A 19,992-nucleotide genomic window follows, 5' to 3' on the forward strand; every position below is an offset into this window, starting at 1 on the left:
CGTGCCCATTGATCCGACTGTCGAGGAAGCTTCCGTGCTCACGTCCTTGATCCGGCGCGCACCGGCCGCGCTGCCGTGGCGCGCCGCATGCCGCCAGGCCCGCGCGCTGATCGTCTGTGCGCTGCTGCCGCTCGCCGCGTGCGCGACGCATCCGCCCGCCACTTCGCTCGATCGCCCCGTCTCCCACGCGTTGCCGGCCGCTACCGCGACGCCGTTGCGCGATGCGCTGGCCGCGCCGGAGGCCGCGCATCCGGGGCAGTCGGGCTTCCGGCTGCTGGCCGACGGCGCCACCGCGTTGCAGATGCGCATCGCGCTCGCGCGTGCGGCGACGAAGACGCTCGACATGCAGTACTACATCGCGACCGAGGATACGACCGGCAAGCTGCTGCTCGCCGCGGCGCTGTACGCGGCCGATCGCGGCGTGCGCGTGCGGATGCTGGTCGACGACCTGAACTTCGACGATATCGACCGCGTGATGGCCGCGCTGAATACGCATTCGAACATCGAGATCCGCGTGTTCAACCCGTTCGGCGCATCGCAGCGCGGCATGGTCGAGCGTACGGCCAACTTCTTCACGCGGATCGACAGCTTCACGCGGCGGATGCACAACAAGGCGATGATCGCGGACAACCAGCTCGCGATCGTCGGCGGCCGCAATCTCGGCGACGAATACTTCAGTGCGAGCCCGACGCTGCAGTTCCGCGATCTCGACGTGCTGGCGGCCGGCCCCGTGACGCACGACATCTCGACGAGCTTCGACGAGTACTGGGCGAGCGCGAGCAGCTATCCGCTGCGCGTGCTCAATCATCAGACCTTCGATCCGAAGGATCTCGACGCGATGCGCGACGAACTGCGCGAGCACTGGCGCAAGAATGCCGATCCGTACAACGCGAAGCCGCTGAACGCGACGCCGCTCGCCCGGCAGATCGCGCGCGACGAACTCGAACTCGTGTGGGCGCCGGCCGAATTCAAGGTCGATGCGCCGACCAAGGTCGCGCGGCCGACCGGCACGTACGTGAGCCCGCCGATGCAGCGTCTGGCCGAGCTCACGCGCGGCGCGCGCACGGAATTCCTCGCGTTCTCGCCGTATTTCGTGCCGCACGACGCCGGCGTGAAGATCCTCGGCGAGACGGCCGCGCGCGGCGTGCGCGTCGCGATCGTCACGAATTCGCTCGCGGCGACCGACGCGGTCGCGGTGCAGGCCGGCTATGCGCCGTATCGCGTGCCGTTGCTGCGGCGCGGCGTCGAGCTGTACGAATTCAAGTCGCAGCCGGATCAGCAGCCGGCGCGGCTGTTCGGCTCGCGCTCGCGTGCGAGCCTGCACGCGAAGGCATACGTGATCGACCGGCAGATTCTCGTGATCGGCTCGCTGAATCTCGACCCGCGTTCCGCGTACCTGAACACCGAGCTCGCGCTCGTGATCCACAGCCCGGTGCTCGCGCAGCAGGCCGCGGCGATTTTCGCGCGCGTGACGCAGCCGGACGAAAGCTATCGCGTCACGCTCGCGAAGGGGGCCGACGGCAGCCCGCCCGCGCTCGAATGGACGGGCACCGAGGGCGGCCGGACCACCACCTATCACGTCGACCCGCATGCGGGGCTGCTGCGCAACGTGATGACGGGCATCTTCACGCTGCTGCCGGTCGACGATCAGTTGTAAGGGCGGAAACGGCTCCGGCAAAACCCGCGATACCGGCGCGCGGGGAAAGATGATATGGTTGTGCGCGCAACGATATGTGAATCGTGAAGGGCGCCGGACCGCTCGCGCAATGCGGGCCGGAACGGTGCCGAACGACGTGCCGCCGCACGTGCGGGATCCGCACCCTGCGCGGCGCCGGCAGACGATGGACGACGCGCACCGCCACGCTGCGCGCCCCGCGCAACCGGAGTTCCCCATGCAACGTGTACCGAACCAGCCGTTCACGCGCCCCGCGCGCTTTTCCGAAGCCGAATGGCAGGCGCGGGTGCAGCTCGCGGCTGCCTACCGCATCTTCGACCACCTCGGCTGGACCGAGCTCATCTACAACCATATCTCGCTGCGCGTGCCGGGCGAGGACGGGCATTTCCTGATCAATCCGTTCGGGCTCCATTACCGCGAGGTGTGCGCATCGAACCTCGTGAAGATCGACATCGACGGCAACGTGATCGGTCATTCCGACTGGCCGATCAATCCGGCCGGGTTCACGTTCCACAGTGCGATCCATGCGGCGCTCCCCGATGCGCACTGCGTGATGCACGTGCACACGACGCCGACGATGGCCGTGTGCTGTTCGCGCGACGGGCTGTCGTTCTCGAATTTCTATGCCGCGCAGTTGTACGGGAAGGTCGCGTATCACGACTTCGAAGGCATCACCGTGCATCTCGAGGAGGGGCGGCGCATCGTCGACAGCGCGCTCGGGCGGCCCGTGCTGCTGCTGCGCAACCACGGGCCCGTGACGATCGGCGCGACGCTCGCGCAGACGTTTTCGCTGATGTGGCTGCTCAACCGGGCGTGCGAGGTGCAGGTCGCGACGCATGCGATCGGCGATGCGCTGCCGATTGCGCCGCCCGTTCTCGAAGGGTGCGTGCGCGATTCGCTGAATTTCGATCCGAAGCATGGCGCGGGGCAGGACGCGTTCGACGCGCTGCAGCGCATCGTCGACCGGATCGATCCGGGTTACCGCGCGTGACGCGGGCGGCGCGCCCGGCGAGTGCGCCCGCCTAGAACCGGTAGCCGAGGCCGGCCTGGATCACGTCGGTGTCGCGGTCGTAGCGCGTGACCACGCGGTTCCACGTGACGCGCGTGAGCCAGCGCTCGGAGATCCGGTAACTGGCCGAGATCGACACGATGCCGGAGAGGCGGCCGTCGCCGGGGCCCGGCTGCCCTTCGCGGTTGCGCTGGTTGACGGTGAAATAGGCGCCGGCGCCGGCCGCCAGCGTGACCTTGTCGTTCAGGAACGCGCGCGTGAGCCACAGCTGGGTGGCGACGCCGTTGCGTCGGACGGCCTGCTTCGCGCCTTCGTACATCCACGTCGCGGTCCAGTCGATCGAACGCGTGAGGCCGCGCCGGTATTCGAGGCTGCCGCCGAGCGTCGACGGCGACGAGCGGCTGTTGAGAATCGTCTCGCCGAGCATCGCCGTGATTTCGTTGTGCGTGACCCGGCCCGCGCGCGGTAGCGCGGTGTCGCGCGGGCCCGGCGTGTCGGGCGCATCGAGCTGATAGCCGACGCCGAACATCACCGCCGTCGTGTCGGGCCCGCCGAACACCTGCGCGCGGTTGACCTGAAGCTGCGCGATCCAGCGGTGCGACGTGTAGTACGCGGCGCGCACGCTCATCAGCACGCCCCAGCCGTGCGTATTCGAGTAACCGCGGCCTTCGGCGGCCGGCACCGTGTCGAAGTAGCGATACGGGCCCGCGCCCGCCGACAGCACCAGCCGGCGGCGATCGAGCGGCATGCGGCCCCAGAACTGCACGGCCTGGCCATCGCGGTGGTGATTCGGGATGTGCCCTTCGTTGTACCACGTGAAGCCGAGCGCGGTATGCGGGCTCAAGCCTTCCTGGTAATCGAACGCCCACGAATACGTGCGTTGGCCGCCGCCCCACAGCGGGCCGGTGAACAGCGAGAATTCCTGCGCGTCGGCGGGCGCGCCGTAGAGGGCGGCGGCGGAGCAGAGTCCCGCCAGCAGCGGGCGGGCGCGGACGGGGCGGGTCGGGCGAGGCAGCGGGAGACGGGCCGGCACGGTCAACTTTCCAGTCACGACAACACGCGATCATTTTCCTGCGCGGGAAAACACGTGTCGACCCGGCTTCGCGCAATAACGTATTACACGTATCGTGACAACATGCGGGGTACGCGGTCGAGTCCCGGCACGCGTCGGCATGCGCTTCGATCGCGGCGTTCGCGAGATGAAAAACGATTCGTGATGCTTCGTATTCCGGAAAGAGACGTTCGTGTGCGGCATGTCGCGTGCCGGTCGATACACGCAAAAAAACGCGGCCGGGCGGCCGCGTGAATACTCGCAGACTCCTTCGGACGAAGGAAACAAGCAACTGTGAAGCGAAGTGTAGCGAAAGGCCGCGTCGCGATTCAGGGGGCCTGCTGCAAAGGTCTCTTCCACGTTTCGGCAGGCTGCCCGGATCGACCGCAATCGACTACCATCGCAACTGGCGCCCCCGTCCGGGTGGCGTCCACGTCGTACAAGGAGAGTCCATGCTCAAGCTGCGTTTGCTCCAGGTCGCGTTATTCGCGGGCGTGCTGGCCGCCGGCAGCGCCGCTGCCGAAACGGTGCGCCTGTCCGCCAGTCTGCAGCCGTCGAGCGAAGTGCCGCCGACGGCGACCAAGGGCTCGGGCGCCGTCGCCGCCACCTACGACACGGCCACCCGCATGCTGCAGTGGACGGTCACCTACGAACACCTCACGGGGCCGGCCACGGCCGCGCATTTCCACGGGCCGGCGCCGGTCGGCCAGAACGCCGGCGTGCAGGTGCCGATTCCGAAGGACGAGCTGACGAGCCCGATCAAGGGTTCGAAGGAACTCACCGACGCGCAGGTCACCGACCTGATGAGCGGCAAGTGGTACTTCAACATTCATACGAAGGAACACCCGTCCGGCGAGATCCGCGGCCAGGTGATGCCGGCGAACTGAGCGCCGGCGTTTGAGGTAGAGGCACCTGTCGAGCGACGCGGGCACGTTCGCCCGTACCATCGTCACATTGCGATGACGGAGTGCGTCCGATGAGTTGGCAAAGCAAGTTCGCCTGCTGGCTGCTGCGCTGGCAGTTTCGTCCCGAAACCACGCGCGAGGTGCTCGACCCCGCGCGTGCCCGGCGCTTTACCGACCTGCGGATGATCGTGCCGCGCCGCCCGCCGTCGGGCTACCGGCTGCGCCCGTGCTTCGGCGCCGGCGACGCGCCGCTGCGCGGCGAATGGCTCGAGCGCACCGACACCGCCACGGGCCGCGGGTCCGGCCGCACGCTGCTGTATTTCCACGGCGGCGGCTACTACTTCTGTTCGACGAAGACGCACCGGCCGCTGGTGTTCGGGCTGACGAAGCGCGCGGGTGTGCGCGCGTTCTCGCTCGACTATCGGCTCGCGCCCGAAAACCGCTTCCCGGCCGCGCTCGACGATGCGCTCGCCGCATACCGGCAATTGCTGGCGCTCGGCACGCCGCCCGAGTCGATCGTGCTCGGCGGCGATTCGGCGGGCGGCGGCCTCGCGCTCGCGACGCTCGTCGCGCTGCGCGATCGCGGCGAGCCGCTGCCGGCCGGCGCGATCCTGTTCTCGCCGTGGACGGATCTGGCCGGCACCGGCGACACGATGCGCAGCAACGACGGCCGCGACCCGATGTTCGCGGCCGCGGCGCTGCCGAAGGCCGCGAAGCTGTATCTGGGCGACACGCCGGCGACGCATCCGTACGCATCGCCGCTCCACGCCGATTTCACCGGCCTGCCGCCGCTGTACATCCAGGTCGGCAGCACCGAGGTGCTGCTCGACGATTCGCGCCGCGTCGCGGACAAGGCGAAGGCGGCCGGCGTGGCGGTGGAGATCGAGGTGTGGCCCGACATGCCGCACGTGTGGCAGCTGTATGCGCCGATGGTGCCGGAGGCGCGCGACGCGCTCGACCGCGCGGCCGCGTTCCTGCGCCGCGTCGCGCTCGAGCGCGCGGCTCAGCGCGCGGGCGAGGCGTCGATTGCCTGATAGGCGGCCTGGACGGCCACCGGGCCGTACTTGCGTTCAAGCCGGCGCACGGTGAAGTGGCCGTGCGCCATCTGCTGGAAGTGGTCGATGAACAGCGTGTTGACGGTCGCGCCGAGCACGGCGCCGATCGCCGGGATCGACTTCGCGGCCATCTGTTCGGTCACCTGCACCGAGAAGCGCGAGGCCACCGTCTGCACGAGCTTGAACACGGCCGCCGAGCTGTGCGCGGCGATGCCTTTGGCCGTGATGTCCGACGACGCCTTCGAGATCGCCTGCGCGAGCGCGCCGCGCAGCACGAAATAGCCGAGATCGGCGTCCTCCTCCTGCTTGTCCGGGTGGCCGCCCATCCCGAGCACGGCGAGGCACTGCAGCTGCGTATCGACCGACGTCAGATCCTCCCCCTCGCTGCGCGCGATGTCGCACACCGAGCGGAAGATCAGCGTGGTCGTCACCGGCAGCTCGACCGGCAGCGCGAGAAAGCCGAATGCGCCGCCCGCCGCGCCGGTCGTCGCGACCGCGAGCTTGTGCAGCAGATTGCTGGGCTTGTCGGGCTCGGCGTCCGGCGCCTGCGGCTTGCCGAGCGTGCGCAGCGCGATGTTCAGGCACTTGCGCAGCGCGAGCTGCGTCGCATCGTTGATCTTGCCGGTCGCGAAGTCCGGCAGCCGCGCGATCATCTTCTCGACCGGCGCGCCGAGCACGCCCGTCAGCTTCATCGTCAGCGACGGGCTTTCCAGCACCTGCTTCGCGCGCCGCAGCGCGTCCCGGTCCTCCGGCGACAGCGTCGTCGCGGGGTTGATTGAAATCGGTTCCATCTTTCTCCTTGGCCTGAACGGGCCCTGAACCATCGCCAGCCTAGATTACTCCGGCATGCTAGAATTTTGAGATTATTTGACCCGGCAAAAGTTGCATCGACAAAAAATGGCCGTCCATACTGCCGCCCACCATTCGAGCGGGCAAGTCCTGCCGTTCCGCGAATCGCTGCTCGCGATGATCGGGATCTCGTTCGTCACCATGCTGGTCGCGCTGGACCAGACGGTCGTCGGCACTGCGCTGCCGACCATCGTCGCCGAACTGCGCGGCTTCGACCTGTACGCATGGGTCGCGACCTCGTACCTGCTCAGCTCCGTGATTACCGTGCCGATTTTCGGCCGGCTCGGCGATTACTATGGGCGCAAGCCGTTCGTGATCGCGTCGATCGTCGTGTTCACCGGCGCGTCGGTGCTCTGCGGGATGGCCAACGACATGCTGACCCTCGTGCTCGCGCGCGGGTTGCAGGGCATCGGCGGCGGGATGCTGGTCGGCACCGCGTTCGCATGCATTCCCGATCTGTTTCCCGATTCCGTCGTGCGGCTGCGCTGGCAGGTGCTGATGAGCTCCGCGTTCGGCATCGCGAATGCGGTCGGGCCGTCGCTGGGCGGGTTCCTGACCCAATCGTTCGGCTGGCGCTCGGTGTTCTACGTGAACCTGCCGATCGGCATCCTGTCGCTGTTCTTCGTGTGGCGCTACCTGCCGCACCTGCGCCACGTCGAGCACGATCGCAAGATGCGGCTCGACTGGCCGGGCGCGCTCCTGATCGCGCTGTCGCTCGGCGCGCTGCAACTGTTCGTCGAATGGCTGCCGAAGTACGGCGTCATGAGTTGGGCGTCGCTGCTGCTCGTCGTCGCGGTCGCGGCGGGCGCCGGCCTGTGGCACTGGGAGAAGCGCTGCGCGCAGCCGATCCTGCCGTTCGACATGTTCGCCAACCGCGCGCTGTCCGCGCTGTTCGTGCTCGCGATCCTCGCCGGTTTCTCGATGTTCTCGCTGCTGTTCTACGCGCCGCTGCTGTTCCAGGGCGGCTTCGGGATGTCGCCGAAGGAAGCGGGGCTCGTGATCACGCCGCTCGTCGTGTTCATCACGATCGGCAGCATCATGAACGGCCGCGTCATCACGCGCATCCGCAACCCGAACGCGATGCTGCACGTCGGCTTCGTGCTGTTCGCGGCCGCCTGCGCGGGCGTCGTCGTGGCGACCCACGCGACGCCGGCCTGGATGCTGATGGCGCTGATGGTCGCGGGCGGCATCGGGCTCGGCTTCGTGCTGCCGAACCTCACCGTGTTCGCGCAGCAGACGGCCGGCCGCGAGCATCTCGGCATCGCGACGGCGCTGCTGCAGTCGCTGCGCATGGTCGGCGGGATGCTCGGTACCGCGCTCACGGGCACGCTCGTCAACCAGATGTATTCGGGCGGCGTGCGCAGCGCGCTGTCGGCCGATCACGCGATGCAGTGGCACGCGCGGCTCGCCGATCCGCAGATCCTGATCGATCGCGCGGCGCAGGGCGGTCTCGTCGCGGAGTTGACGCGTGCCGGGCATAATGGCGCGCTGCTGCTGGAAGCGGCCCGCGAATCGCTGGTCGGCGCGATCCACCTCGGTGTCGCGATGGCGGCCGTCGTCGCCGTGGTGTCGGTGTGGCAGTGCCGTCGCGTGCCGCCGATCGCGCTGCGGCGCAAGATCGAACCGCACGTCGCGGCCGATTGACCGATTGAACGAACAGAACTGAGCGCATGGAAGAACAGGACCGCGTCGCGATCTTGCAGCAATTCGGACGCACGTATCGTGCGTTCATGACCGCATTCGAAACGCACGTCGGGCAGCCGATGCCGCGCTGGCGCATCATGGTCGCGCTGCACACGATGGACGGGCATGCGTCGCAGAAGAAGCTCGTCGAGGTGCTGCGCATCGATCCGGGCGCGCTCACGCGCCAGTTGAAGTCGCTCGACGCGCTCGGCTGGATCGAGCGCGCGTCCGATGCACGCGACAACCGCGTGACCAACGTCACGCTGACCGCCGACGGCCGCGCCGCGTTCGAAGCGTGCCTGCCGCGCCGCAAGGCGTTCATCGACCAGACGATGGCGCAATTGCCGGACGACGTGCTGACCGCGCTGTCGGGCGCGCTGGCGATGCTGGAGTCGCGGATCGCGGACGTCGGCTCGACGCCGGCGCCGCACTGAAGGGCAGGCCGCGACGGGGCGCCCCCCGTCGGCCGGTCGTGGCCGACGCGGCCGAGCGCACGTACGCACCCGCTGCCGGCCGGCGTTTCACTTCACATCATTTCGATTCATTCCCGCGTCGTTCACAGCTCGATGCGCGTGCCCAGCAACGCGAGGAACTGCGCGAGCCAGGCCGGATGCGCGGGCCACGCGGGCGCGGTGACGAACGGCGCGTCGGTCACGGCCGCGTCGACCGGGATGTCCGCGTATTCGCCGCCCGCGAGCTTCACCTCCGGTGCGCAGGCCGGGTAGGCCGAAATGCGCTTGCCGCGGATCACGCCGGCGGCCGCGAGCAGTTGCGCCGCGTGGCAGATCGCCGCGATCGGCTTGCCGGCTTCGGCGAACTCGCGCACGAGCGAGATCACCTTCGGTTCGAGCCGCAGATATTCGGGCGCACGGCCGCCCGCGATCGCGAGCGCGTCGTAGCGCGCCGCATCGACGTCGTCGAACGCCGCATTCAGCGTGAAGTTGTGGCCGGGCTTCTCGGTGTAGGTTTGGTCGCCCTCGAAATCGTGGATCGCGGTCTTGATCTTGTCGCCCGCGCGCTTGCCCGGGCAGACTGCGTCGACGTGATGGCCGACGGCCTGCAGCGCCTGGAACGGCACCATCGTTTCGTAGTCTTCGGCGAAATCGCCGGTCAGGAACAGGATCTTCTTCGCGGCCATGGCTTTCTCCAGAGAAGCAGCGTTGAAGGCCCGATCGCGCCGTGCATGACGGCCGCGACGGGCCCGAGGGCGAAAGCGCAGTGTACTCCGGCGGATTGAAGCGCGCGTGACGGCCGCCCCGCGCGAGCGGCAAGGCGGCGCCGCGCGCGGCATGCGTCAGAAGAAGGTTTCGACGACTTCCGTCACGCGGAACTGCGGATCGAGCACGAGCACCTGGCGCCACTTGTCGAACGTCAGGCACGGGTGCGAGATGTCGAACGCGACCATGTCGCCGACCTTCACGTCCGCGCCCGGCGGGATCTGCAGGTACGCGTGCTGGTCCATCATCCCGGTGACGGCCCAGCCTTCGGCGGCGGCGACGTCGCGCGGCGCGGTGTCGCGGCCCGGGCGGAAGTGGCGCGCCGGCTCGGGCAGGCCCGCGTCGAACGCCGCATCGCGCTTGCCGAGCGCGACGATCGCACGGTCGGCCTCCGGCACCGACTGCACGTACGCCCACAGCTGCAGCGCCGGCAGCAGCCCTTCGCCCATCGAGCGGGCAATCGGGTTGCGCGCGAACACGTCGGTCTGCGCCTTCTTGTAGATGCCGACGTCGTGCGTCAGGTAGCAGCCCGGACGCAGCACGACTTCCGCGAAGCCCGCATCGGACGCCTTCCTGAATTCTTCGGCGACCACGTCGTACCACGCCGAACCGGCGCCGGACAGGATCGCGGGCGTGCGCGCGAAGCGGCCGGCTTCGGCCAGCTCGCGCGTGAGCGCGACCGCCTGCTGCAGGAACGCGCGGATCTCGCCTTCCTCCTTCAGCACGCCTTCATAGAGCTCGATGCCGGCCAGCTTCAGCGTGTCCGGATAGCGGGCGATCGCGGCGAGCACGGCCTCGCGCTGCGCGGCATCGCGCACGCCCGCGCGGCCGCCCGGCACGCCGAGCTCGATCAGCACGTTCAGCGATTTTTTCGCGTCGCCGAAGAAGCGGCCGAGCTGGTCGACGCTCTCCGCGGAATCGACGAGACAGAAGAATTCGAAATCGGGATCGGACAGCAGCCCCGCGATGATCGTCATGTTCTGGCGGCCGACCAGCTGGTTCGCGAGCAGCACGCGCCGCACGCCGCCGTGATACGCGGCCTGCGTCTGGTGCGCGGTCGCGAGCGTGATGCCCCACGCGCCGGCGTCGAGCTGGCGGCGGAACAGTTGCGGCGCCATCGTCGTCTTGCCGTGCGGCGCGAACTTGACGCCGTATTTCTGCACGAACGCCTGCATCCAGTTCAGGTTGTGCTCGACGCGATCCTCGTAAAGCACGGCGGCCGGCAGGCTGACGTCTTCCGCGAGCAGGTTCCATTCGAGCCGGCCGGCGTCGCCGAGCGGCACGCTCGCGCTCGGCAGATTGCCCAGGCCCTTGCCGAACGGATCGATCGTCGCTTCCTGATAGTTTGTAACTTTCATGTCATCCCGCTCCATCATCACTATGCATTGCACTGAAGTTGACATGCAGATGGTACAGAAAGTAGCATCGGCGCGGTGATGTTATTTAATAACATCCCGCTTCACCCCTTTTCCGCCGATGAATACGCCCGCTTCCCCGTCCGCTTCGCCCGCGGCCGAGCCGCATCCGGCTCAGGCCGCTCCGCCGGTCCTCGACATCGTCGCGCGGATCGCCGAATGCGCGCCCGAGCTGCGCGAAGCCGAGCGCAAGGTCGCCGCGTTCATCCTCGCCGATCTGGCGCGTGCCGCGCATGCGAGCATCGGCGCGCTCGCGCGCGACGCGGAGGTCAGCGTCGCCACGGTCACGCGTTTCGCGAAGGCCGTCGGCTGCCGCGACGTGCGCGAGCTGAAGGTGCTCGTCGCGCAGGCGGCGGCCGTCGGCCAGCGCTTCCTGGTGCCGTCCGACGACGCGCCGGCCGACGACACGAACCCCGCGTCGATCGTCTACGACGAGATCCGCGTGGCGCTCGCGCACAACCACCAGCTGCTGCGCAACACGTCGTTCGACGCGGCGGCCGATCTGCTGGCCGGCGCGAAGATGACCTACGTGTACGGGCAGGGCGGCGGCTCGACCGCGCTCGCCGACGAGCTGCGCTTCCGGCTCGTGCGCTTCGGCCGGCCGGTCGCGAGCTACCAGGACAGCCTGCTGCAGCGGATGGTGGCCGCGACGCTGTCGGGCGACACCGTCGTCGTCGCGTTGTCGGTGAGCGGACGCGTGCCCGAGCTGCTCGAGAGCTGCCGGCTCGCGAAGCGTTACGGCGCGAAGCTGATCGCGATCACCGCGCCGGCATCGCCGCTCGCGAAGCTCGCCGACCACCTGATCCCCGTCGTCGCATTCGAAACCGATTTCATTTACAAGCCTTCGACATCGCGCTACGCGATGATGATGGCGATCGACGTGCTCGTCACCGGCGTCGCATTGCGGCTCGGCGATGCGGGCCGGGAATCGCTGCGCCGTATCAAGCACGCGCTCGACGCGCACCGCGGCGGCGGAGACCGTCAACCGGTAGGAGACTGACCATGCATTCGCACCCCGAAGCCGCCGATACGCTGATCGTCGGCGCGCAGTTGTACGACGGCACCGGCGCGCCGCCCGTCACGCGCGACGTCGCGATCCGCAACGGCCTGATCGCGGCGATCGGCAACCTGTCGAACTGGCTCGCCGAGAACGTCGTCGACGCGAACGGCCGCGCGCTCGCGCCGGGTTTCGTCGACGTGCACACGCACGACGACACGCACGTGATCCGCGCGCCGCAGATGATCCCGAAGATCTCGCAGGGCGTGACGACCGTGATCGTCGGCAACTGCGGGATCAGCGCATCGCCGGTGACGCTCGCGGGCGACCCGCCCGATCCGATGAACCTGCTCGGCGAGCGCGGCGCGTTCCAGTACCCGACCTTCGCCGCCTACGTCGCGGCCGTGAACGATGCGCGCCCGGCCGTGAACGTTGCGGCGCTCGTCGGCCATACGGCGCTGCGCAACAACCAGATGGACCGCCTCGACCGCGCGGCGACCGACGGCGAGATCGCCGGCATGCGCGCGCAACTCGAGGAGGCGCTCGCGAACGGTGCGCTCGGCCTGTCGTCGGGGCTCGCATACGGCTCGGCGTTCGCGGCGCCGGCCGAGGAAGTGATGGCGCTCGCCGAACCGCTCGCCCAAGCCGGCGCGCTGTATACGACGCACATGCGCACCGAGTTCGACGCGATCCTCGACGCGATGGAAGAGGCGTACCAGGTCGGCCGTCATGCACGCGTGCCGGTCGTGATCTCGCACCTGAAGTGCGCGGGCCCGTCGAACTGGGGGCGCAGCACCGAGGTGCTCGCGTCGCTCGAAGGCGCGCGCCGCTACCAGCCGGTCGGCTGCGACTGCTATCCGTACAGCCGCAGCTCGTCGACGCTCGATCTGAAGCAGGTGACGGGCGACATCGACATCACGATCACGTGGTCGGAACCGCATCCGGAAGTCGCGGGCAAGCTGCTGAAGGCGATCGCGGCCGACTGGGGCGTGACCGAGCGGGAGGCCGCGCAGCGCATTCGCCCGGCCGGCGCCGTGTACCACAACATGTCCGAGGACGACGTGCGCCGGATCCTGTCGCATCCGGCGACGATGGTCGGCTCCGACGGCCTGCCGAACGATCCGCTGCCGCATCCGCGGCTGTGGGGCGCGTTCCCGCGCGTGCTCGGCCACTACGTGCGCGACACCAGCCTGCTGCCGCTCGAGGAGGCGATCCGCAAGATGACGTCGCTGTCCGCGCGCCGCTTCGGGCTCGCTCGGCGCGGCGAGGTGCACGTCGGCTATCACGCCGATCTCGTGCTGTTCGATCCGGCGAGCGTGATCGACGCCGCGACGTTCGAGAAGCCGCAGCAGCCCGCGCACGGGATCGATGCCGTGTGGGTGAACGGTGTGCTGACTTACGAAAACGGCCAGCCGACCGGCGAGCGCGCCGGCGGTTTCGTCGCGCGCGGCGAACGCGTGTCGGCCAGTGCCGATGCGGCGTTCTGAACGCGCGCATTCCGATCTTCCGCGCGCCGCAGCAGCCGGCGCGCGTACCCGCAACCGTGCGTTGCATGGGCAGGAGCAGGCGCTGAAGCGCCGGCTCGGGCCGACAACACGAGGAGTGAAACGATGAAGCGATATGGCGTAGGCGAAGCGAAGGGGACCGGCGGCCAGGTGATGCCGTTCGCGCGGGCGGTCGAGGCCGACGGCTGGCTGTACGTGTCGGGCCAGACGCCGATGGTGAACGGCGAGGTCGTCGAAGGCGGGATCGTCACGCAGTCGAAGCAGGCGATCGAGAACGTGATCGCGATCCTGAAGGAAGCCGGCTACGGCCTCGAGCACGTCGTGCGCTGCGGCGTGTGGCTCGACGATGCGCGCGATTTCGCGTCGTTCAACAAGGTGTTCGTGTCGTACTTCGGCGAGAACCCGCCGGCACGCGCGTGCGTGCAATCGAGCATGGTGATCGACTGCAAGGTCGAGGTCGACTGCATCGCGTACAAGCCGCCGGTGAAGTAACGCGCGAGGGCGGAAGCTGTACGACAAGGCCGGTGCATGGACGTGCACCGGCCTTGTTGCATTTGGCACTGAATTTTTACACTTTGAATAGAATCCTGTCGATGAGAGCGCGAGACGATAGGTCCGTCTGGCGGGTGACAACAGTGATGGACGCGTAATTGGCAACGGGCATCATGAAATTCGAACGAGCAGACTAAGTGGATTGCTGGGTATGGTCGTCTTCCCGATCAACGATTTCGTGAAGTCGCCCCATGACCAGCAATACATACCGCTACGGCGTTCATTCGGATCTCACACCCGCCGAGCTTTTCTTTTTCGTCGCTGTAGAAGAGACGTGTGCACGGGCCGGGATCGACGATGTCGAAGCTGTGATCCTGATTCTGGCGGGCTGGCCGGTATTGCCGACGCGGCAGAAATTCGGCGGCGCGACGAAAGGAACGTCCGTCGCATCCGTGATGGCTCGATCGATTTTCCGCCACCAGTTGAACAGGAAGGTTTTACCAACCGTGACGCTGCAGAGTATCAAGTCGTTTCGGATCTCCTGACCCGAAAACTCAGCGTGTTCGTCGGACGTGCCGTGCCTGGCGTGGGTTGGGCGCTGCTTGCGCGTGACGTGTTCGCGATCGTTCACGGAACGATCTCCCGGTACAACGGCCTCGTCAGAAACGAGGACAGGGTGTTTTGATGCAAAACGTGAGTTGGGACGAGATCGAAGCTTTTGTGAGGTCGGAGGTGGGGCTCGGTCCATCGAAGCCGCTCGCTGCTCATACCCGGCTCTGGGAAGACCTGGGTCAAACCGGCGACGAAGCCAATGACTTCATGTGGCGCTTTTTTGAGCGGTTTGCCGTCGATACCGGCGACTTCGATTTCCATCGATATTTTTTGATGGAAGGCGAGGGGTTGCTCTATTCGCTGTTTCGGCGATGGGTGCTTCGAAAACCGCACCACCTCGAGCGTGAACCAATTACGCTCGCGATGCTGCATCGTGCGGCGGTCGGGAGGAAATGGGATGCCGAGCGATTGGCCGAAGTGCAGCGAAAGCAGGATGACAGTGTCAGCCGTAGATGATGCTGAAATGAACATGAGTGATCAGCGGCAAGGTCGCGGCGACATGGCCATCCCATTGCTGATGGGCGAATGGGCCGTGCTGATGGAAACGATCCGCTTGCGACTCGACCAGATCGAGTGCATGGATCCGGATTCGCTCGATGAGGATGCGCTCGCAGATCGGTACGAAGACCAGGAAACGCTCACACGTTTGCTGGCCCATATCGAGAGCAACTTTGCACGCACCTTCGGCGGTTTGCCGGCGCAGCCGAAATGACGGTCGCATTGGGCACTCGCGGAAGCGCCACGCAGCGGCGAGCAAGCGTGCAATGGTGATGCGGATCGCAATTCTGATGTTGCTGCTCGTCCTCGACCGCACTGCCGTTGCGAGCACGTTGTCCGACAAGACGCCGCTGCGAGGAGTAGTGCCTCATGTTGCGCCGAGGTCTGTCGAAATCGTCAGCAACGGGGCGTGGTCGGCCGACATCAGCGGAGGCGAAACCGCGGATATGTGCCGCCAGTTCATTCTTCGGCAGACGGATGTCAGCGCGTTTTTCAAGCGTGCGAACCGCGTAACGGAACGGGCGTACAGTCATGACTTGGATGCCGCGAGTTGCTATGCCGAAGGCGAAGCGCGTCTAGCGGGTGGTGGCGCGGCGAAATGGAGGATAGACCAGGCAAGGCGAGGCTTCATTTCCATGCACGATGGTCGAACAATCTACCTGTATTGTCCGAAGTGCCGGGCCGCCATGTTCGCGCCGAATTAGAGAGACGCACCCTTCCGCAAGCAGGGAGGGTTGGCGGACCGCAAGATGCCGCCAACAGACTCATTTACTGCCGCGCCGTCCGCGCGTTATCCGGCATCGGCTGGTTGTAATTCGTGCGGAACGGGTTGATGTCGAGCCCGCCGCGCCGCGTATACCGTGCATACACCGCCAGCTTCACCGGTTTGCACGCATGCATGATGTCGAGGAAGATCCGCTCGACGCACTGCTCGTGAAAGCCCGTGTGATTGCGGAACGAGATGATGTAGCGCAGCAGCCCCGCGTGATCGATCTGCGGCCCCACGTAATGAATCTGCACGCTGCCCCAGTCCGGCTGCCCCGTGACCGGGCAGTTCGAGCGCAGCAGGTCGGACACGAGCGTCTCCTCGACCGGCGCCTCGTTCTCGCCGTCGGCCGCCGACAGCAGCGACGGATCGGGTTCGTACACGTCGGTGTCGAGGTCGAGCCGGTCGAGCGACAGCCCGTCGAGCTCGTCCATCTCGAGCTTGCCGAATTCGTGCGGCGACACCAGCTGCACCGACACGCTCGCGCCGCATGCGGCCGACACGTCGCGCTTGAGCACGTCGCGCACCGCGTCGACCGAGTCGAACTTGGATTGCGCGAACGAGCCGAGATACAGCTTGAACGACTTCGATTCGACGATGTTCGGCGATTCGGCCGGCACGTAGAACGTCGCGATCGCGAGCTGCGGCTTGCCGCGCGCGTTGAGCCACGACAGTTCGTATGCGTTCCAGATGTCGGTGCCGAAGAACGGCAGCGCCGACGTGATGCCGAGCTGCTCGCGCGCGCCGGCGCGCGGGATCGGGAACAGCAGCGACGCATCGTACTGCGCCGCGTAGACGGTGGCCTTGCCGAGCGGGGAATGTTCGGGATTCATTGCACGAAGCCTTTACGACAGGAAGAGGCGGTAAGCCGGGTTGGCGCTCTCTTCGACGTACGGATAGCCGAGCGCCGCGAGGAAGCGTTCGAATTCGGCGCGATCGGCCGGCGGCACCTGCAGCCCGACGAGGATCGAGCTGTAGTCCGCGCCCTGGTTGCGGTAGTGGAACAGGCTGATGTTCCAGTCCGGCGCCATCGACGACAGGAACTTCATCAGCGCGCCCGGCCGTTCCGGGAATTCGAAGCGGAACAGGCGCTCGTCGAGCGCGAGCGGCGAGCGGCCGCCGACCATGTAGCGGATGTGTTCCTTCGACAGCTCGTCGTGCGTCAGGTCGACGCTGTTGAAGCCGTGCGACTCGAAGTTCGCGGCGATCTCCGCCGATTCGCCGCGGCGCTTGATCTGCACGCCGACGAAGATGTGCGCGGACTGCGCATCGGCGATCCGGTAGTTGAACTCGGTGACGTTGCGATCGCCGACGAGCGAGCAGAAGCGCTTGAAGCTGCCGCGCTCCTCGGGGATCGTGACCGCGAACACGGCCTCGCGCGCCTCGCCGACCTCGGCGCGCTCGGCGACGAAGCGCATCCGGTCGAAGTTCATGTTCGCGCCGGACGTGACCGCGACGAGCGTCTGGTTCTCGATGCCTTCGCGTTCCGCGTACAGCTTCGCGCCCGCGACCGCGAGCGCGCCGGACGGCTCGAGCACGCTGCGCGTGTCCTGGAACACGTCCTTGATCGCCGCGCACAGCGCGTCGGTGTTGACCGTCACGACGCCGTCGAGGAATTCGCGGCACAGCCGGAAGGTTTCCTCGCCGACGAGCTTCACCGCGGTGCCGTCCGCGAACAGGCCGACCTCGCTCAGCTCGATGCGATCGCCCGCGTCCAGCGACTGCGCCATCGCGCACGAATCCTCGGCCTGCACGCCGATCACCTTGATCTCGGGGCGCACCGCCTTCACGTACGCGGCGACGCCGGAAGCGAGCCCGCCGCCGCCGATCGGCACGAAGATCGCGTGGATCGGGCCCTGGTGCTGGCGCAGGATTTCCATCGCGATCGTGCCCTGGCCGGCGATCACGTACGGATCGTCGAACGGGTGGACGAACGTGAGGTCGCGCTCCTGCTGGACCTTGACCGCGTGCGCATACGCATCGCTGTACGATTCGCCCGCCTGGATCACCTCGACGCTCGGGCCGCCGTGCGCGCGCACCGCATCGACCTTCACCTGCGGCGTCGTGACCGGCACGACGATCACGGCCTTGATGCCCATCCGCGCCGCCGAGAACGCGACGCCCTGCGCGTGGTTGCCGGCCGACGCGGTAATCACGCCGCGCGCGAGCGCGTCGGCCGGAATGTGCGCCATCTTGTTGTACGCGCCGCGCAGCTTGAACGAGAACACCGGCTGGTTGTCCTCGCGCTTCAGGTAAACGGCGTTGCGCAGCCGGGTCGACAGATTGCGGGCCGGTTCGAGTTCCGTCTCGATCGCGACGTCGTAGACGCGCGCGGTGAGGATTTTCTTCAGATAATCGTGGGATGCCATGGGCGCTCGCGTGCAGTGCGGATGCAGACGGTAAAGGGTCAATGATAGCGCCAAGGGTCCGCCCGCACGCAAGCGGCATGCCGGGCGGTCGGTCGTGGGCGGTGACCTGCGCATACGGGCGGGGCGCCGCGCGCCGCTTTTTACCGGTTTAACCGCATGGTTACCGACCGGACGGACGGCGAATGGTCGCACGAAATCGTGCCGAACCCCGCCCGGCGCGGCTCGCGGCGATAGCCCCACGACCTGTCCGGCGTGTCACGGGCGGCGCGATCATGGGTTAGAATTCCGTTTTGAATCAAGGATTCGGAAGATGCAGAGGCACCCTCGGATCGCACCGTTGAAGCCGACGCCGCGCGCAGCCAGCCCCGCGGCAGAACGGCATGCGCGCCGCGCGCGATCGTGCTGATGGTCCCGAGTGCCGCCAGGCCCTGTCGCCGGCCAGGAGGGGCGAGTCGCCCGCTCCGGCCCCATGAAGGACAGCCGCGCGCCTGGTAACAGAACAGATTTCCCCAAGATTGCGCCCACGCGCTTGCCGACGCCCGTGCACGGGATATCGGCCCTCCGAGTCGTCCGAACATGAACGCACCACAAGTTTTCGATCCGCATGGCGCGGCCGCCGCCGTCGCCGCCGACCCCGCGCCCCGCTTGCGCGAGATCCCCTACAACTACACGTCCTTCTCGGATCGCGAGATCGTGATCCGCCTGCTCGGCGAAGAGGCGTGGTCGGTGCTCGACGAACTGCGTGCGGAACGCCGCACGGGCCGTTCCGCACGGATGCTGTACGAAGTGCTCGGCGACATCTGGGTCGTGCGCCGCAACCCGTACCTGCAGGACGACCTGCTCGACAACCCGAAGCGCCGCGCGCTGCTGATCGAGGCCCTGAACCACCGCCTGACCGAAATCGGCAAGCGCCGTAGCGCCGATCTCACCGAGCACCGCGACGCCGCCGGCCGCGAGCGCGCATCGCGCGTCGAGATGCTGGAAGCGGCGGCGCAGCGCGCGGTCAACGAGTTCGCCGACGAATTCGACAAGATGGCCGAGCTGCGTCGCCGCGCGACCAAGGCGCTCGGCCGCTGCACGCAGAAGGACAACATCCGCTTCGACGGGCTGTCGCGCGTGTCGCACGTGACCGACGCGACCGACTGGCGCGTCGAATACCCGTTCGTCGTGCTGACGCCCGACACCGAAGCCGAGATCGCCGCGCTGATCAAGGCGTGCTTCGAGCTCGGCCTGACCGTGATCCCGCGCGGCGGCGGCACCGGCTACACGGGCGGCGCGGTGCCGCTCACGCCGTTCTCCGCGGTAATCAACACCGAGAAGCTCGAACAGCTCGGCGCGGTCGAGCTCACCGAGCTGCCGGGCGTCGCGCACAAGGTGCCGACGATCTTCTCCGGCGCGGGCGTCGTCACGCGCCGCGTGACCGAAGCGGCGGAAGCGGCCGGCTACGTGTTCGCGGTCGATCCGACCTCGCTCGACGCCTCGTGCATCGGCGGCAACGTCGCGATGAACGCGGGCGGCAAGAAGGCCGTGCTGTGGGGCACCGCGCTCGACAACCTGGCGTGGTGGCGGATGGTCGACCCGGACGGCAACTGGCTCGAAGTCACGCGCCACGAGCACAATCAGGGCAAGATCCACGACATCGCGGTCGCGCGCTTCGAGCTGAAGTGGTTCGACGGCGCGTACGCGCCGGGCGAGAAGCTGCTGAAGACCGAGATGCTCGAGATCGAAGGCCGGCGCTTTCGCAAGGAAGGGCTCGGCAAGGACGTGACCGACAAGTTCCTCGCCGGCCTGCCGGGCGTGCAGAAGGAAGGCTGCGACGGGCTGATCACGTCCGCGCGCTGGGTGCTGCACAAGATGCCCGCGCACACGCGCACCGTCTGCCTCGAATTCTTCG

Annotated in this window: 19 protein-coding genes and 1 pseudogene; 14 read left to right on the forward strand and 6 right to left on the reverse strand. The window is 67.5% G+C overall.

Annotated features, from left to right (window positions below; translation table 11 throughout):
- Positions 1-34 precede the first annotated feature (34 nt).
- Both LGN10_RS21370 and LGN10_RS21375 read left to right on the forward strand, forming a co-directional pair.
- Positions 35-1,657, forward strand: coding sequence for a phospholipase D family protein (locus LGN10_RS21370; protein ID WP_226224952.1), 1,623 nt, complete (start codon positions 35-37; stop codon positions 1,655-1,657).
- A 235-nt stretch (positions 1,658-1,892) separates the two neighbouring features.
- Entirely contained in the window at positions 1,893-2,666 is a 774-nt protein-coding gene (locus LGN10_RS21375) for a class II aldolase/adducin family protein (protein WP_060966661.1), read from the forward strand.
- A 31-nt stretch (positions 2,667-2,697) separates the two neighbouring features.
- Here LGN10_RS21375 and LGN10_RS21380 read toward each other — a convergent pair whose 3' ends face one another.
- The gene (locus tag LGN10_RS21380; protein ID WP_226224965.1) at positions 2,698-3,699 is read right to left on the reverse strand and encodes a hypothetical protein; all 1,002 of its coding nucleotides are present in this window, start codon (positions 3,697-3,699) and stop codon (positions 2,698-2,700) included.
- 488 nt (positions 3,700-4,187) lie between these two features.
- Between LGN10_RS21380 and LGN10_RS21385 the strand changes: the two genes are divergently transcribed.
- A complete protein-coding gene (locus LGN10_RS21385; RefSeq protein WP_059580768.1) occupies positions 4,188-4,622 on the forward strand; it encodes a CHRD domain-containing protein in 435 nt (144 codons plus the stop codon).
- An 89-nt stretch (positions 4,623-4,711) separates the two neighbouring features.
- A complete protein-coding gene (locus tag LGN10_RS21390; protein WP_059580771.1) occupies positions 4,712-5,674 on the forward strand; it encodes an alpha/beta hydrolase in 963 nt (320 codons plus the stop codon).
- On the opposite strand, the gene LGN10_RS21395 is transcribed toward LGN10_RS21390, so the two are convergent.
- Positions 5,644-6,486: an EcsC family protein gene (locus LGN10_RS21395; protein WP_059580773.1), complete on the reverse strand. Its 843-nt coding sequence runs from the start codon at positions 6,484-6,486 to the stop codon at positions 5,644-5,646. The two genes, LGN10_RS21390 and LGN10_RS21395, sit on opposite strands and share 31 nt — an antisense overlap.
- Positions 6,487-6,592: 106 nt before the next feature.
- Between LGN10_RS21395 and LGN10_RS21400 the strand changes: the two genes are divergently transcribed.
- Both LGN10_RS21400 and LGN10_RS21405 read left to right on the forward strand, forming a co-directional pair.
- The gene (locus LGN10_RS21400) at positions 6,593-8,188 is read left to right on the forward strand and encodes an MDR family MFS transporter (RefSeq protein ID WP_059580775.1); all 1,596 of its coding nucleotides are present in this window, start codon (positions 6,593-6,595) and stop codon (positions 8,186-8,188) included.
- Positions 8,189-8,214: 26 nt separating this feature from the next.
- On the forward strand, positions 8,215-8,661 hold the full coding sequence (locus LGN10_RS21405; protein ID WP_059580779.1) for a MarR family winged helix-turn-helix transcriptional regulator: 447 nt from the start codon (positions 8,215-8,217) through the stop codon (positions 8,659-8,661).
- A gap of 122 nt (positions 8,662-8,783) precedes the next feature.
- Here LGN10_RS21405 and LGN10_RS21410 read toward each other — a convergent pair whose 3' ends face one another.
- Both LGN10_RS21410 and LGN10_RS21415 read right to left on the reverse strand, forming a co-directional pair.
- Positions 8,784-9,365, reverse strand: a complete 582-nt coding sequence (locus LGN10_RS21410) for a DJ-1/PfpI family protein (protein WP_226224953.1) — start codon at positions 9,363-9,365, stop codon at positions 8,784-8,786.
- A gap of 156 nt (positions 9,366-9,521) precedes the next feature.
- Positions 9,522-10,802 carry an amino acid deaminase gene (locus LGN10_RS21415; RefSeq protein WP_059580786.1) on the reverse strand — a complete coding sequence of 427 codons (1,281 nt, stop codon included), beginning with the start codon at positions 10,800-10,802 and terminating at the stop codon, positions 9,522-9,524.
- Positions 10,803-10,920: 118 nt separating this feature from the next.
- Between LGN10_RS21415 and LGN10_RS21420 the strand changes: the two genes are divergently transcribed.
- The 7 genes and pseudogenes from LGN10_RS21420 to LGN10_RS21450 all read left to right on the forward strand — a co-directional run bounded on the left by LGN10_RS21420 (position 10,921) and on the right by LGN10_RS21450 (position 15,667).
- Positions 10,921-11,859 carry a MurR/RpiR family transcriptional regulator gene (locus LGN10_RS21420; RefSeq protein ID WP_226224954.1) on the forward strand — a complete coding sequence of 313 codons (939 nt, stop codon included), beginning with the start codon at positions 10,921-10,923 and terminating at the stop codon, positions 11,857-11,859.
- A gap of 2 nt (positions 11,860-11,861) precedes the next feature.
- Positions 11,862-13,343: an N-acyl-D-amino-acid deacylase family protein gene (locus LGN10_RS21425; RefSeq protein ID WP_226224956.1), complete on the forward strand. Its 1,482-nt coding sequence runs from the start codon at positions 11,862-11,864 to the stop codon at positions 13,341-13,343.
- A 123-nt stretch (positions 13,344-13,466) separates the two neighbouring features.
- Positions 13,467-13,853, forward strand: coding sequence for a RidA family protein (locus tag LGN10_RS21430; RefSeq protein WP_059580793.1), 387 nt, complete (start codon positions 13,467-13,469; stop codon positions 13,851-13,853).
- Between the two features lie 251 nt (positions 13,854-14,104).
- Positions 14,105-14,538 (forward strand): annotated as a pseudogene (locus tag LGN10_RS21435) (STM2901 family protein).
- Positions 14,538-14,921: a DUF1493 family protein gene (locus LGN10_RS21440; RefSeq protein WP_124659459.1), complete on the forward strand. Its 384-nt coding sequence runs from the start codon at positions 14,538-14,540 to the stop codon at positions 14,919-14,921. The pseudogene LGN10_RS21435 and the gene LGN10_RS21440 overlap by 1 nt, the downstream one beginning before the upstream one ends.
- Before the next feature lie 13 nt (positions 14,922-14,934).
- Positions 14,935-15,177 carry a hypothetical protein gene (locus tag LGN10_RS21445; protein WP_124659460.1) on the forward strand — a complete coding sequence of 81 codons (243 nt, stop codon included), beginning with the start codon at positions 14,935-14,937 and terminating at the stop codon, positions 15,175-15,177.
- Between the two features lie 76 nt (positions 15,178-15,253).
- Positions 15,254-15,667, forward strand: coding sequence for a hypothetical protein (locus LGN10_RS21450; RefSeq protein WP_124659461.1), 414 nt, complete (start codon positions 15,254-15,256; stop codon positions 15,665-15,667).
- Positions 15,668-15,731: 64 nt separating this feature from the next.
- Here the strand turns inward: LGN10_RS21450 and queF are convergent, their stop codons facing one another.
- Together queF and ilvA are read right to left on the reverse strand one after the other, a co-directional pair.
- Positions 15,732-16,562, reverse strand: a complete 831-nt coding sequence (gene queF, locus LGN10_RS21455) for an NADPH-dependent 7-cyano-7-deazaguanine reductase QueF (RefSeq protein WP_124864372.1) — start codon at positions 16,560-16,562, stop codon at positions 15,732-15,734.
- A gap of 12 nt (positions 16,563-16,574) precedes the next feature.
- The gene (gene ilvA / locus LGN10_RS21460) at positions 16,575-18,098 is read right to left on the reverse strand and encodes a threonine ammonia-lyase, biosynthetic (protein ID WP_226224958.1); all 1,524 of its coding nucleotides are present in this window, start codon (positions 18,096-18,098) and stop codon (positions 16,575-16,577) included.
- Positions 18,099-18,674: 576 nt separating this feature from the next.
- Between ilvA and LGN10_RS21465 the strand changes: the two genes are divergently transcribed.
- The coding region (locus LGN10_RS21465) for a DUF3683 domain-containing protein (protein ID WP_226224959.1) at positions 18,675-19,992 on the forward strand (1,318 nt) is incomplete at its 3' end.

The organism is Burkholderia sp. AU32262 (assembly GCF_020419985.1).
GTDB classification, from domain to species: Bacteria; Pseudomonadota; Gammaproteobacteria; order Burkholderiales; family Burkholderiaceae; genus Burkholderia; species Burkholderia semiarida.

What these genes read in the sequence shown, in the direction of transcription:
- LGN10_RS21390 (WP_059580771.1), top strand. Translation starts at nt 4,712, where the DNA reads ATGAGTTGGCAAAGCAAGTTCGCCTGCTGGCTGCTGCGCTGGCAGTTT.
- LGN10_RS21445 (WP_124659460.1), top strand. Translation starts at nt 14,935, where the DNA reads ATGAGTGATCAGCGGCAAGGTCGCGGCGACATGGCCATCCCATTGCTG.
- LGN10_RS21425 (WP_226224956.1), top strand. Translation starts at nt 11,862, where the DNA reads ATGCATTCGCACCCCGAAGCCGCCGATACGCTGATCGTCGGCGCGCAG.
- LGN10_RS21450 (WP_124659461.1), top strand. Translation starts at nt 15,254, where the DNA reads ATGTTGCTGCTCGTCCTCGACCGCACTGCCGTTGCGAGCACGTTGTCC.
- queF (WP_124864372.1), bottom strand. Translation starts at nt 16,562, where the DNA reads ATGAATCCCGAACATTCCCCGCTCGGCAAGGCCACCGTCTACGCGGCG.
- ilvA (WP_226224958.1), bottom strand. Translation starts at nt 18,098, where the DNA reads ATGGCATCCCACGATTATCTGAAGAAAATCCTCACCGCGCGCGTCTAC.
- LGN10_RS21385 (WP_059580768.1), top strand. Translation starts at nt 4,188, where the DNA reads ATGCTCAAGCTGCGTTTGCTCCAGGTCGCGTTATTCGCGGGCGTGCTG.
- LGN10_RS21375 (WP_060966661.1), top strand. Translation starts at nt 1,893, where the DNA reads ATGCAACGTGTACCGAACCAGCCGTTCACGCGCCCCGCGCGCTTTTCC.
- LGN10_RS21440 (WP_124659459.1), top strand. Translation starts at nt 14,538, where the DNA reads ATGCAAAACGTGAGTTGGGACGAGATCGAAGCTTTTGTGAGGTCGGAG.
- LGN10_RS21405 (WP_059580779.1), top strand. Translation starts at nt 8,215, where the DNA reads ATGGAAGAACAGGACCGCGTCGCGATCTTGCAGCAATTCGGACGCACG.
- LGN10_RS21430 (WP_059580793.1), top strand. Translation starts at nt 13,467, where the DNA reads ATGAAGCGATATGGCGTAGGCGAAGCGAAGGGGACCGGCGGCCAGGTG.
- LGN10_RS21395 (WP_059580773.1), bottom strand. Translation starts at nt 6,486, where the DNA reads ATGGAACCGATTTCAATCAACCCCGCGACGACGCTGTCGCCGGAGGAC.
- LGN10_RS21400 (WP_059580775.1), top strand. Translation starts at nt 6,593, where the DNA reads ATGGCCGTCCATACTGCCGCCCACCATTCGAGCGGGCAAGTCCTGCCG.
- LGN10_RS21410 (WP_226224953.1), bottom strand. Translation starts at nt 9,365, where the DNA reads ATGGCCGCGAAGAAGATCCTGTTCCTGACCGGCGATTTCGCCGAAGAC.
- LGN10_RS21415 (WP_059580786.1), bottom strand. Translation starts at nt 10,802, where the DNA reads ATGAAAGTTACAAACTATCAGGAAGCGACGATCGATCCGTTCGGCAAG.
- LGN10_RS21420 (WP_226224954.1), top strand. Translation starts at nt 10,921, where the DNA reads ATGAATACGCCCGCTTCCCCGTCCGCTTCGCCCGCGGCCGAGCCGCAT.